The 13330-nt window shown below is 53.5% G+C and carries 11 protein-coding genes; 5 read left to right on the top strand and 6 right to left on the bottom strand.

Annotation, left to right across the window (positions count from 1 at the left end; all coding sequences use genetic code 11):
- The first annotated feature begins 83 nt into the window (after nucleotides 1-83).
- A complete protein-coding gene (locus FGI04_RS03580; RefSeq protein ID WP_407336279.1) occupies nucleotides 84-1748 on the top strand; it encodes a cyclic peptide export ABC transporter in 1665 nt (554 codons plus the stop codon).
- A 258-nt stretch (nucleotides 1749-2006) separates the two neighbouring features.
- On the opposite strand, the gene FGI04_RS03575 is transcribed toward FGI04_RS03580, so the two are convergent.
- Nucleotides 2007-2609 (bottom strand): TetR/AcrR family transcriptional regulator, encoded by a 603-nt coding sequence (locus tag FGI04_RS03575; protein WP_407336277.1) that lies wholly within the window; start codon nucleotides 2607-2609, stop codon nucleotides 2007-2009.
- A 333-nt stretch (nucleotides 2610-2942) separates the two neighbouring features.
- Between FGI04_RS03575 and FGI04_RS03570 the strand changes: the two genes are divergently transcribed.
- Nucleotides 2943-3821: an aldo/keto reductase family oxidoreductase gene (locus tag FGI04_RS03570; protein WP_407336276.1), complete on the top strand. Its 879-nt coding sequence runs from the start codon at nucleotides 2943-2945 to the stop codon at nucleotides 3819-3821.
- A gap of 157 nt (nucleotides 3822-3978) precedes the next feature.
- Here the strand turns inward: FGI04_RS03570 and guaA are convergent, their stop codons facing one another.
- Together guaA and guaB are read right to left on the bottom strand one after the other, a co-directional pair.
- The gene (gene guaA / locus FGI04_RS03565; RefSeq protein WP_342700211.1) at nucleotides 3979-5556 is read right to left on the bottom strand and encodes a glutamine-hydrolyzing GMP synthase; all 1578 of its coding nucleotides are present in this window, start codon (nucleotides 5554-5556) and stop codon (nucleotides 3979-3981) included.
- A gap of 86 nt (nucleotides 5557-5642) precedes the next feature.
- A complete protein-coding gene (guaB, locus tag FGI04_RS03560; protein WP_019845942.1) occupies nucleotides 5643-7106 on the bottom strand; it encodes an IMP dehydrogenase in 1464 nt (487 codons plus the stop codon).
- 172 nt (nucleotides 7107-7278) lie between these two features.
- On the opposite strand from guaB, the gene xseA reads away from it, so the two are divergent.
- The 3 genes from xseA to FGI04_RS03545 all read left to right on the top strand — a co-directional run bounded on the left by xseA (nucleotide 7279) and on the right by FGI04_RS03545 (nucleotide 10152).
- On the top strand, nucleotides 7279-8667 hold the full coding sequence (xseA, locus tag FGI04_RS03555; RefSeq protein WP_407336275.1) for an exodeoxyribonuclease VII large subunit: 1389 nt from the start codon (nucleotides 7279-7281) through the stop codon (nucleotides 8665-8667).
- Between the two features lie 86 nt (nucleotides 8668-8753).
- The gene (locus FGI04_RS03550; protein ID WP_342700209.1) at nucleotides 8754-9803 is read left to right on the top strand and encodes a M4 family metallopeptidase; all 1050 of its coding nucleotides are present in this window, start codon (nucleotides 8754-8756) and stop codon (nucleotides 9801-9803) included.
- Nucleotides 9784-10152 (top strand): protealysin inhibitor emfourin, encoded by a 369-nt coding sequence (locus FGI04_RS03545; RefSeq protein WP_342700208.1) that lies wholly within the window; start codon nucleotides 9784-9786, stop codon nucleotides 10150-10152. Before FGI04_RS03550 ends, FGI04_RS03545 begins: the two co-directional genes overlap by 20 nt.
- An 11-nt stretch (nucleotides 10153-10163) precedes the next feature.
- Here the strand turns inward: FGI04_RS03545 and FGI04_RS03540 are convergent, their stop codons facing one another.
- From FGI04_RS03540 to bamB, 3 genes are all read right to left on the bottom strand, one after another.
- Nucleotides 10164-10421 carry a zinc ribbon domain-containing protein gene (locus FGI04_RS03540; protein ID WP_407273877.1) on the bottom strand — a complete coding sequence of 86 codons (258 nt, stop codon included), beginning with the start codon at nucleotides 10419-10421 and terminating at the stop codon, nucleotides 10164-10166.
- An 82-nt stretch (nucleotides 10422-10503) separates the two neighbouring features.
- Nucleotides 10504-12003, bottom strand: a complete 1500-nt coding sequence (gene der / locus FGI04_RS03535) for a ribosome biogenesis GTPase Der (protein ID WP_407336274.1) — start codon at nucleotides 12001-12003, stop codon at nucleotides 10504-10506.
- A gap of 141 nt (nucleotides 12004-12144) precedes the next feature.
- On the bottom strand, nucleotides 12145-13326 hold the full coding sequence (gene bamB, locus FGI04_RS03530; protein ID WP_407339977.1) for an outer membrane protein assembly factor BamB: 1182 nt from the start codon (nucleotides 13324-13326) through the stop codon (nucleotides 12145-12147).
- Nucleotides 13327-13330 lie beyond the last annotated feature (4 nt).

Here is a 13330-nt window from a genome sequence, read left to right as displayed (position 1 = left end):
GCCATCGTACTGTCGTTAATCCCCCGCCGGTTATCACAACCGGCGGTTTTTATACTGAATAACAAGGAAAACAGGAAAAACGGATGTTCAAATTTATCGTTGTCCGTTTCAAATGGCAGGTTCTGCTGGCCACGGTGCTGAGTGCTATCAGCGCGCTGTCCGGTATTGGCATGCTAAAGATCATTACCCTGCAGATCGGTGCCATGACCAGTCAGTCCGCTGCCAGCGTCACACCTTTTGTCTGGTTTTTACTGGCGGTCTCGGCGGTATTGTTGTTCGGCCTGATGTCCCGCTATCTGCTGGCCAGGCTGGGGGCCCGCGTCGTTTATGAATTCAGGGACTCACTCACCCGCCGTCTGCTGTCAACGCCTTATGCCATCATTGAACGTATCGGCGGGCACCGCATTCTGGCCGCACTGAAAACCGACGCGGCCAAGCTGTCGGAAGGCCTGCTGATCCTGCCGGAGTTCATCTACAGCCTGATCACGGTGGTGCTGTGTCTGAGTTATATGAGTTATCTCTCCGGGCGTCTGTTTCTGGTTTCAACGGCGCTTATCATCCTGCTCGGACTGATCGCCAGCGTCTTCCTTCGTTATGGGCTACGCCATTTCAAGCACCTGCGCCACTATGAAGATACCCTATTTCAGGGCATGCAGATGATGGTCGACGGCAGCCAGGAGCTGAGCATTAATGCCAGACGGCGTCACTTCATTTATGAACGGGTTCTGAAAACCAATTACCGCGATATCCGCCATCTTAGTGTCCGGGTATCGTTAATCTTTACGATGCTGAACAGTATTGGCTCGACGTTGATTTTTTTTCTGGTCGGTCTGGTGGTATTCGGCTCCAGCCTGTATTTCAAAGACATCCCGACCGACTCAGTCGTCGGCTTCGCGCTGGTGATCCTGTATATGATCGACCCGGTGGAAAACGTCGTCAGTTCATTATCCCGTTTCAGCGAATTTACCGTCTCCTACCGTAACGTCGAAGGGCTGCCTCTGGCCCGGGACGAGGCCGACATGGCCCCATCAAGCCACCATTCGCTCACAGAACGGCTGGCATGGCAGACGCTTAACGTCCGCCAGCTCACCTTTCACTATCAGGCAGATGCAGACGATCAGTACCACTTTGGTATCGGCCCGATCGATGCACAGTTCCGGCGCGGAGAAGCAGTTTTTCTGACCGGCGGCAACGGCAGCGGTAAATCGACGTTTGCAAAACTGCTGGTCGGCTTGTACCAGCCGGATCAGGGCCAGATCAGTCTGGATGATGATATCGTGTCTGACACCATCCCGCTGGCCGAATACCAGCAGGCGTTTTCCACGATTTTTGCGGATTTCTTCCTGTTCGATCACGTTCTGGATGAATGGGGTAACCCCGGTGATGACGCCATGATCCAACGCCATCTGACTGATCTGGAACTGAACAATAAAGTGACCGTCTCCCACGGTCGGCTGTCCTCGACAAACCTCTCCTCCGGGCAGAAAAAACGCCTGGCGCTGATCATGTCCTACTGTGAAAACACACCAATCTGTGTCTTTGACGAATGGGCGGCGGATCAGGACCCCAGATTCCGTCGGCTGTTTTACACCGAGATCATTCCCCGCCTGAAAGCGCAGAATAAACTGGTGATTGTGATCACCCATGATGACCGTTACTTCCATCTGGCCGATCAGTTGCTCCGGTTTGATGACGGTCAACTGGTCACGGGTACCTCGTCATCTGCGGGTAATCCATCCACGCATTGAGGTGATGAATAATCGTGGTGCTGAAGGATGGCGGCCTAAATAACAAAACGGCCAGCCGCGTCTACTGGCTGGCCGTTGCTATCGATACTCACTCACCACATCCCATTTAATGAAGCATCAAACCGTTGTGACGAATTTTTGGCAGTTGGCGATAGTTTTTGAGAACCTGGGATCATTCCCACCCATCATGTTTTAAGAAGATAAAAATATTAAAATTCAGTATATTAAAAATCATATGGTTTCTAATTACCATACTATCTAGCAAACACCGACTTCAGTTTTCAGGCAATTGAAGTTCGCCTCGAGATACTCTCTAAGGGGCCTCTGACATCCTTCGGCAACCCACGCATCGATAGCAAGACGCATAGACCCGAGACTAACCATTGCAGCCAGATGTAGGCCACTCCGTCTCGCAGCATCCGGCCAAAGCTCGCACAATGCTCGGTAGGCGGCGTGCTCCATTCGCAGAAACTTGGCCTGATTACCCAATTGAAGCTGTTCAGTGGACTGGACGATCCTACCGATCAACACCGCGACATCCGGATGCATATTTGCTGCCAGAGCAATCAGAGCCGCCTGGGTCGTAGCGATTGGGGATGCCTCTACACCACGTTTCACTATTTCGGCATAGAGCTCGTCCGGCAGCGCCTTTTGCCAAGCCAGGATGATTTCTTCTTTAGAACGGAAATAATGAAAGAAGGTACGACGAGCAATGCCCGACGCTTCTGCAATTGCATCGAGTGTAGTGGCCTCGTAGCCATGCTCTGCGAACAGTCTCAGGCCTACGTCGGTGATGCGACGGTACATCTCGCGGCGTTTCTTTTCTCGAACGCCATCTCTGTGTTTCAACTCGGGTTCCATGGTGAAGCTTCTCTGCATATTTCGGGGTCTTGCAAAAATGCACTCAGTGCAATATATTTATATGCACTCGGTGCACAATCTATCATCAAAGCCTGCCTGGACCCAAGCTGGAAGTCATTTTATGCGAGCCAGGAACATTCATAGCGTCGAAGCAGCATCTCGCAGAAAGTGCCTTCCTGCATCTCACGCAGGCCAGAGCAGAGTACACGTGCGCGAACTGGCAACCTCTCTCCACACGCTCGCTGCGAGGCATCAACAATTGTTCAGTCATCAACCCTGCAAGATCATCGTTTTTTTCAATTAGAACCTACCAACCATATTCAGGAGAACCTCATGAAAACGTCTTACCTCGGAGGCACGTTCACCCCGGCTGGCACTTCGTTATGTCTGAAGCGTATGGGCTATGGAACTATGCAATTGCCCGGCCCTCATGTGTGGGGGCCACCGCGTGATAAGGAAGCGGCTCTTGAAGTGTTGCGCAATGTAATAGCAATAGGCGCCAATCACATCGACACGGCCGAATTCTACGGCCCCGGTATATCTAACCAACTGATCCGCGAAGCGTTGTCGCCATATCCTGATGACCTGACGATCATAACCAAGGTCGGTTTCGTACGCGGTCAAGATGCGTCTTGGGTACCCGATCATACATCGGATGGACTCAAGCGCGCCGTGTATGAAAACCTCGCCAGTCTCTGCCTCGAAACTCTTGATGTCGTCAACCTAAGGCTCGGCGACCCTAATAGCCCGGATGATCGGTCGGTCTTAGAGCCGCTCCAAACGCTCATCGAGTTGCAGCATCAGGGTGTGATCCGTCATATTGGCCTGAGCAATGTTACTCCAACACAGTTTGCAGAAGCCAAATCGGTAGCGAAGATTGTTTGTGTCCAGAATCAGTACAATTTGGTCAAGCGAGACGACGACGATTTCATCGACTCTCTGGCAGCGGAAGGGGTGGCCTATGTTCCATTTTTCCCACTAGGTGGCTTTTCTCCCCTGCAATCGGCACTTCTTTCACAAGTGGCTGACGAGGTCGGAGCAACGCCGATGCAGGTTGCGCTAGCATGGCTTCTGCAGCGCTCTCCAAATATTCTCGTGATCGCGGGAACATCTTCTCCAGCGCATCTTAGAGAGAATTTCGCCGCCTCAGATCTCGTGCTGTCAGACGAACAGGTCGCGAAACTCAATAGCATTTCAGGGCAGGTCGATTAGTGAAGCTTTAGGCGGCTCAGTCTGATGCTAGTTCATCTGCTCTAGCCGCCATGAAGGTAGGCTTGATCAAACTCCCCCCTGAAAGCCAAAAGCCCGCAATTACGCGGGCTCCAGGGCATTTTTTGCTAGATCGTGCCAGTCTATGCCAGACGCAGGATCATTCCCACTCAATCGTTGCTGGCGGCTTACCAGAAACGTCGTATACCACGCGGGAGATACCGTCGACTTCGTTGATAATACGGTTGGAAACGCGGCCGAGGAATTCATACGGCAGGTGCGCCCAGTGCGCGGTCATGAAGTCGATAGTTTCGACTGCACGCAGCGAAACAACCCAGTCGTATTTGCGACCGTCACCCATGACACCAACGGAGCGTACCGGCAGGAACACCGTGAACGCCTGGCTGACTTTGTCGTATAGTTCCGCTTTGTGCAGTTCTTCGATGAAGATAGCATCGGCGCGACGTAGCAGGTCGCAATATTCTTTCTTCACTTCACCCAGCACACGCACGCCAAGACCCGGCCCCGGGAACGGATGACGGTACAGCATGTTATACGGCAGGCCCAGTTCCAGACCAATCTTGCGCACTTCGTCTTTGAACAACTCTTTGAGCGGCTCAACCAGACCCAGCGCCATATCATCCGGCAAACCGCCCACGTTGTGATGCGATTTAATCACATGCGCCTTACCGGTAGCAGAAGCCGCGGATTCGATCACATCCGGGTAGATAGTGCCTTGCGCCAGCCATTTCACATCGGTCAGCTTTCCGGCTTCTTCATCGAACACGTCAACGAAGACACGGCCGATGGTTTTACGCTTGGCTTCCGGGTCATCAATACCCGCCAGAGCTGATAAGAAACGCTCTTCCGCCGGAACATGCACGATGTTCAAGCCGAACTGGTCGCCAAACATTTCCATCACCTGCTCGGCTTCGTTCAAACGCAACAGACCGTTGTCCACAAACACACAGGTCAGGCGATCACCAATCGCACGATGCAGCAACAACGCCGTCACCGACGAGTCAACCCCACCGGACAGACCAAGAATAACCTTATCCTTACCAACCTGCTGACGGATACGCTCAACGGCGTCGTCGATGATTTTGGCCGGTGTCCACAGCGCTTCACACTGGCAAATATCACGGACAAACCGCTCCAGCATGCGCTGGCCTTGACGGGTGTGGGTCACTTCCGGGTGGAACTGCACGCCATAGAAACGTTTTTCTTCGTTCGCCATGATGGCATACGGGCAGGTATCGGTGCTGGCAACGGTGACGAAATCCGCCGGAATAGCGGTCACTTTATCGCCGTGGCTCATCCATACGTCTAACAATGGTGCACCACTGGCGCTGACGGCATCCTGAATGTCGCGGACCAACGCACTGTTGGATTTGACTTCAACCTGAGCATAACCAAACTCACGCTCGCTGGAGCCTTCCACTTTGCCGCCCAACTGCATCGCCATGGTCTGCATGCCATAACAGACGCCCAGTACCGGTACACCGGCCTGGAAAACATACTCCGGCGCACGCGGGCTATTAAACTCGGTGGTACTTTCCGGGCCGCCGGAAAGGATGATGCCATTCGGGTTGAACTCGCGAATTTGCGCTTCGGTGACATCCCATGCCCACAGTTCGCAGTATACGCCCAGTTCACGTACGCGACGTGCTACCAGTTGCGTGTATTGCGAGCCGAAATCCAGAATAAGAATGCGATGTTGATGAATGTTTTCTGTCATGAGAGGCGTATTCCACTAGGGAGCGAAAGAAAAATTGAACCCGGTAAGTTTACCGGGTTCGTAACAGTAAATCAGCCGGTAAGCGCTTAGCCCATGCGATAGTTCGGCGACTCTTTGGTAATGGTCACATCGTGGACATGGCTTTCCTGAATACCGGCACCGCTGATACGCACGAATTCAGCTTTGGTACGCAGCGCATCAATGGTCGCGCAACCGGTCAGACCCATGCAGGAGCGCAAACCGCCCATCTGCTGATGCACGATCTCTTTCAGGCGGCCTTTATAAGCCACACGACCTTCGATACCTTCCGGTACCAGCTTGTCAGCCGCATTGTCAGACTGGAAGTAACGGTCGGACGAGCCTTTAGACATCGCACCCAGCGAGCCCATGCCACGGTAAGATTTGAACGCACGGCCCTGATACAGTTCGATTTCACCCGGCGATTCTTCCGTGCCTGCCAGCATGGAGCCGACCATCACGCAGGCGGCACCCGCGGCGATCGCTTTGGCGATATCACCGGAGAAACGGATACCACCGTCGGCAATCACCGGAATCCCGGTACCTTCCAGTGCGTCGACTGCATCCGCAATCGCCGTAATCTGCGGTACGCCCACACCGGTTACGATACGGGTAGTACAAATAGAACCAGGGCCAATCCCGACTTTCACGGCACTGACACCGGCTTCGGCCAGCGCACGCGCACCGGCACCCGTCGCGACATTACCACCGATGATCTGCAAATCCGGGTATTTGGCACGGGTTTCACGAATACGCTGCAGCACCCCTTCAGAATGACCGTGTGAGGAGTCAATCAGCAAGACGTCCACGCCGGCGGCAACCAACGCGTCAATACGCTCTTCGTTACCCGCACCAGCACCGACTGCCGCACCAACACGCAGACGGCCGTGCTCATCTTTACACGCGTTCGGTTTACGTTCCGCTTTCTGGAAATCTTTTACTGTGATCATCCCAACCAGACGGAACTGCGCATCCACCACCAGCGCTTTTTCGATACGGCGCTCGTGCATTTTTTGCAGCACGACGTCGCGCGCTTCGCCTTCTTTGACCGTCACCAGACGTTCTTTCGGGGTCATTACCGCGCTGACCGGGCGGTCCAGATCGGTAACGAAGCGAACGTCACGACCCGTGATGATGCCGACCAGCTCATTACCGGTCGTGACCACCGGATAACCGGCAAAACCGTTACGTTCGGTGAGCGCTTTGACTTCACGCAGTGTCGTTTCTGGCGTTACCGTCTGCGGGTCAACCACCACACCGCTTTCATGGCGTTTTACGCGGCTCACTTCTTCCGCCTGACGCTCAATGGACATGTTCTTATGGATGAAACCAATGCCGCCTTCTTGTGCCAGCGCAATTGCCAGACCAGATTCGGTCACGGTGTCCATGGCGGCAGACAGCATAGGAATGTTCAAACGAATACGTTGAGTCAGTTGTGTGCTCAGATCAGCCGTGTTGGGCAGAACGGTGGAATGGGCAGGAACGAGGAGAACATCATCGAAGGTCAGTGCTTCTTTAGCGATTCGTAGCATGGCAATATCTCACCGGGATTGAGGATGGGAATTAGATAAAATATTGCCGCGGCATTATACAGGCCGAAATCGATTGCCTCCAGCATTTTTTTATAAAAACGCTTGCGAACGGCCCATTGACCGGTAGTATTGGTGGATTAACTCTCTGTTTTATTATTTGATCCGGGTCACAATGTCTTCATTGCCGTCATCCGCCATATTTACCGTCAGCCGCCTTAATCAGACAGTAAAACAGTTGCTGGAAGGTGAGATGGGCCAGGTTTGGCTCTCCGGAGAAATTTCCAATTTTTCCCAACCCTCCTCAGGACATTGGTATTTCACGCTCAAAGATGAGCGCGCTCAGGTGCGATGCGCCATGTTTCGCACCAGCAACCGTCGGGTGACCTTTCGGCCGCAAAACGGACAACAGGTGCTGATTCGCGCCACCATCACACTATATGAACCGCGTGGCGACTACCAGTTGCTGGCGGAAAGCATGCACCCGGCTGGCGATGGGTTACTGCAACAACAGTTCGAACAGCTGAAACAGCGTTTGTCGGCTGAAGGGCTATTTGACCAACACTACAAACAACCACTTCCCAAACCCGCCCGTCAGGTTGGCGTGATTACGTCTGCTAGCGGTGCGGCGCTGCATGACATTTTGCACATTCTACAGCGCCGTGACCCGTCGCTACCGGTCGTTATCTATCCGACAGCGGTACAAGGTGTGGATGCACCGGGTCAGATAGTGCGGGCTATCGAGCTGGCTAACCTGCGCGAAGAGTGTGATGTGCTGATTGTCGGTCGCGGCGGCGGCTCACTGGAAGACCTGTGGAGTTTCAACGACGAACGGGTGGCGCGGGCCATCTTCGCCAGCCGAATTCCGGTTGTCAGTGCGGTCGGCCACGAAACCGATGTGACTATTGCTGACTTCGTGGCGGACCTGCGTGCGCCGACGCCGTCGGCAGCCGCGGAACTGGTTAGCCGTAACCAGTTGGAGCTGCTGCGGCAAATTCGCGCCCAGCGCCAACGGCTGGAAATGGCGATGGATTATTATCTGGCACAGCGCCAGCAGCAGTTTGTCCGATTACAACATCGGTTACATCAACAGCATCCGCAACTCCGTCTGGCCCGCCAGCAAACCCAACTGATTCGGCTACGCCAACGTCTGGATGACGCGATCCAATTGCAACTGCGCCAACAAACGCGCCGTCAGGAGCGTCTCGCCCAGCGTTTGCAGCAACACCAGCCACAGTCACGATTGCATCGCGCACAACAACAGATACAACAGCTACGCTACCGTCTGCACCATGCGTTGGAAAAGCAACTTAGCCAGTATAAACAACAATTTGGCGAAGTCTGTTCCCATCTCGAAGCCGTCAGCCCGCTGGCGACGCTGGCCCGTGGCTACAGTGTCACCACCACTTCGGATGGCAAGGTCATGAAGCAAACGGTTCAGGTCACCAAAGGCGATAAACTGAAAACCCGGTTACAGGATGGCTGGGTCGAGAGTCAGGTAACTGAAATAAAAAAAGAATCTACTAAACCGCGTGCAAAACGTCAGCCGAAAAATATTCAGTGATTAGGCTATACTTATCGTGTCGTAATTGTGGTAGATCAGTGTTGAACATATGTTGCACCATACTGTCAGGCATAAGGAGATGAAGTATGCAATCCGCCCGTAGCATCATTCCGCCCTACATTCTGCATCGCATCATTAATAATGGATCAGATGAAGAGCGTCGTTGTGCGCAACACACTCTGATGCACGTGCAATCTCTGATGGTGGCTCCGGTCGTCTACCCTGATGAGCACGAGGAGCGCCCCGCTGGTCAGGTACAGCGCGACATCTATGATGCCGAGCACCAGCAGGCATTACCGGGCAAGCGGATTCGGGCAGAAGGTCAACCAGGAAACGGGGATGTTGCTGCTGATGAAGCCTACAATTATCTGGGTATCACCTACGACTTTTTCTGGAAAATCTTTGGTCGCAACTCACTGGATAATAAAGGGTTACCACTGACTGGCAGTGTTCACTACGGCAAGGACTACCAAAATGCCTTCTGGAATGGACAACAGATGGTATTTGGTGACGGCGACGGTAAGATTTTCAATCGTTTCACCATCGCACTGGATGTCATCGCCCATGAGCTGTCGCACGGCGTGGTAGAAAGCGAATGCAATCTACTGTACTTTCGCCAGTCCGGTGCACTCAACGAATCACTCGCCGACGTATTTGGTTCGATGGTCAAACAATACTACCGCAACCAGAAAGTACAGCAGGCAGATTGGATTATTGGTGAAGGGCTACTGGCTGAAGGTATTGACGGTAAAGGGCTACGCTCGCTGTCCCGCCCCGGCACCGCCTATGACGATTTGCTGCTGGGTACCGACCCACAACCCGCCCATATGCGTGACTTCGTCAACACCCGTGAAGATAACGGCGGTGTGCATCTGAATTCGGGGATCCCCAGCCGTGCCTTCTACCTCACCGCAATGGCGCTGGGGGGCTATTCCTGGGAAAAAGCCGGCCAAATCTGGTACGACACCGTGTGCGACAAAGATCTACCGCAGAACGCCGATTTCTCCATCTTTGCCAGATTTACCGTAGAGCACGCGAAGCGTCGCTTCAATGAAGCGGTTGCTGATGCCGTGCTGCGAGCCTGGCACCAGGTTGGGATTGATACGGGAATCATCAATGAGCACGAACAGGAATAACCTGCCGGATTTAACGGACGATGTGATTATTGAGCTGGCACGCGAAGGCGGTTTTGCCTGGATCCCGAAACTGGCTGGCCCGCGTCGCTTTGCGTTGGCAGAAGTACCCGCAACACAAAAAGAAAGAATCCGTGCCGTGCTGCATGACGCCCTGCCTGCAGCACAGGAACCAGGTCAACCTGGTTCCCCTGGCCGTGGTGATCAGTTCTACTACCGAATCCATATTCACTACTGCAATACGCAGGATAGCCGCCAGGCTGACTGGGTATTGCTGATCCCCGAACAGCATGCCTCGTCCGAACTGGAAGCCCTGTGGCGTGATGGGCTGGATGACGAGCCAGCCGTCTGACTGCTACAGCACTACAGCGGCTGGTAACGTACCACCACACGGGAACGCGAAATCAAGCCGTGGCCGTTGGCACATAGATAGTTTTCTGCACCACAGGCACGTAGCACCTGCAATGGCTGTTCACATTCCGGGCATAGCGTCAGACGAAGAAAATCACGCTGGCACGCCTCACAATAATACTGGTCGTTACTGCTATGTTGAGCGTCATACTGCCGATCGCTGGCGCGCCATACCATCGGTTGCTGACATTCGGGACAATAAGCGTCCATCGTCTCCCTCCCGTTCCCCGTATGAAAAACGGGGCAGAATTGCTTCTGCCCCGGTTGATTAACACTGCACTGCTATCACGGCTTATTTGCCTTTTTTGATATGCTGCATCAGGCGTTTACGTTTACGCAACTGATTTGGCGTCAACGTGTTGCGTTTGTTGGCAAACGGGTTTTCCCCTTCCTTGAACTGAATACGGATAGGGGTTCCCATCACATCCAGTGAGCGCCGGTAGTAATTCATCAAATAGCGCTTGTAGGAATCCGGCAAATCTTTGACCTGATTACCGTGGATCACCACGATCGGCGGGTTGTAACCCCCGGCATGCGCATATTTCAGCTTCACGCGGCGGCCACGGACTAATGGCGGCTGATGATCGTCTACCGCCATCTGCATGATACGGGTTAGCATTGCCGTCCCTACCCGTCGGGTGGAGCACTCATAGGCTTCATTGACGGATTCGAACAGGTTACCCACGCCACTACCGTGCAGTGCTGAAATAAAGTGGATACGAGCAAAATCGATAAACCCAAGGCGCAGATCGAGGGTTTCTTTTACCTGATCCTTAATCTCTTGTGTCAACCCATCCCACTTATTCACCACGATAACCAGTGAACGGCCAGAGTTGAGGATAAAGCCCAACAGCGACAAGTCCTGATCGGAAATGCCTTCACGGGCATCGATCACCAGCAACACGACGTTAGCGTCTTCAATTGCCTGCAATGTCTTGATCACCGAGAATTTTTCTACAGTATCGGTAATTTTGCCGCGTTTGCGCACCCCGGCAGTATCAATCAACACATAGTCGCGACCATCACGCTCCATCGGGATATAGATACTGTCACGCGTGGTACCAGGCATGTCGTACACTACCACCCGATCTTCCCCGAGAATACGGTTGGTCAGTGTTGACTTGCCAACATTCGGACGCCCCACGATCGCCAGTTTAATCGGCAGTCCTTCGAAATTTGGCACCTCGCCATCGACATCATCACCCTCAATGCCATCATCATCGCCTTCACCAAGCTGTTCCGCCCAGTAAGCCGCATTGGCTTCTTCTTCGGTTAATTCACGTGCTTCCTGAAGCGGCTCGGTGGCAAACGGCAACAGCACTTTTTCCAGCAACGAGGTCACGCCACGGCCATGGGATGCAGCAATCGGGTAGACGTCACCCAGACCAAGCGAATAGAAATCGGCAATGCCGGTATCGATATCAATACCGTCAACTTTGTTGGCAACCAGAAACGTGTCTTTTTCACGCGAGCGCAAGTGTTGAGCGATGGCGTGATCCGCAGGCATCAGGCCGTCGCGGGCGTCCACCAGAAACAGCACAATATCCGCTTCTTCTATCGCTAGCAGCGACTGCTCGGCCATGCGCGTTTCCACACCATCTTCAGTACCGTCAATACCACCGGTATCAATGATGATGAACTCATTCCCTTCCACCTCGGCACGACCATACTTGCGGTCACGCGTCAGCCCAGGGAAATCCGCCACCAATGCGTCACGGGTACGCGTCAAGCGATTAAACAGCGTGGATTTCCCCACATTCGGGCGCCCGACCAGCGCGACGACAGGTATCATTGTTACAACCTCTATTGCTTATAGTTCAATTCGTTACAGCAGAAAACGCTGCTGAAGATAAAAGACGAAACGGCCCCTGATAGCATCAGGAGCCGTTACAGGGACGATGGTGTCGCCATCAGTCCCGAACATGCGCAGCGGTTAACGGGTAAAAGCGTAAACCTCGCCACCTTTGGCTTGCACCAGCAGTTTGTCGCTGGCTACTACCGGTTTACTCAATAAACCAGAGCCGTCGACTTTCTGCTGAACCACAAAACGACCATCGGTGGTATTCACCCAGTGCATATAGCCTTCAGCATCACCAACAACCAGATAACCGTTATACAACGCGGGTGCGGTTACATTGCGATGCAACAGATCGCTCTGCCGCCAGAGCACCACACCACCGTTGGTATTCAGCGCGATGATGCGATCATCCTGATCCACCAGATAAATGCGATCGCCATCAACAATAAAATCGTTTACCGACCCAATTTCACGCTTCCAGGTAATCTGCCCGGAACGCAGATCCAGTGCCGTCAGGTTGCCATTATATCCCAGTGCATACACGACGTTACCCACTACAACTGGAGTGGTATCAACATCATTCAAACGAGCGATTTCAGTCGCGCCGCCAGGTTGAGAGATGCGCTGCTGCCAGATCAACTGACCCTGATTAATCATGACTGCGCTTACGCGGCCATTGTCGCCACCGACAATAGCTGCACCAAACGCGGTTGTCGGCGCAGATTCACCACGCAGCGACAGCGACGGCATATCCAGGTTTACCGTCCATTTGATGGTGCCGTCAGATTCGCTAAGCGCCTGCAGCATGCCGTTGCTAGTATGAATAATCACCACACCATCACTGATCACCGGGCTGGATAATACTTCACCCGCTACTTTAGTCTGCCACTGCAACGAGCCGTCATCAGCATTCAGAGCAAAAAGCTGCGCCCGCTCGCTACCGACATAAACATGGTTGCCCGATACGGAAACGCCGCCTGACAGCAATGCCGGACGATTGCTGGACAGCAGACCGGTTTTCTCCGCCAGATCGACGCGCCATTTCTCTTCACCGCTATTAAGGTCTAACGCTTTTACCGTACCGTGACGATCAGCGGCATAGACACGGCTGTCCTGCCAGGTCGGATGCAGATTGGAGTAGAACTCCCCCGTACCGTCCCCAACGGAGCGACTCCAGACTTTGGTGGGGGTAAACTGGTTGGTCACCTGCGGCAGAGGAGACATTTTGACAACGTCCTCCTCGTGATCAAACAGCGAACAGCCGCTCAGCAGGGTAACAGAGACCAGTCCGACCAAAAGTGTTTTACGCAGTTGCATGAAG

Source organism: Dickeya ananatis (genome assembly GCF_019464615.1).
Classification (GTDB): domain Bacteria; phylum Pseudomonadota; class Gammaproteobacteria; order Enterobacterales; family Enterobacteriaceae; genus Dickeya; species Dickeya oryzae.
Note: the sequence above shows the minus strand (reverse complement) of the source record. Positions and strands in the feature narration are given on the sequence as shown.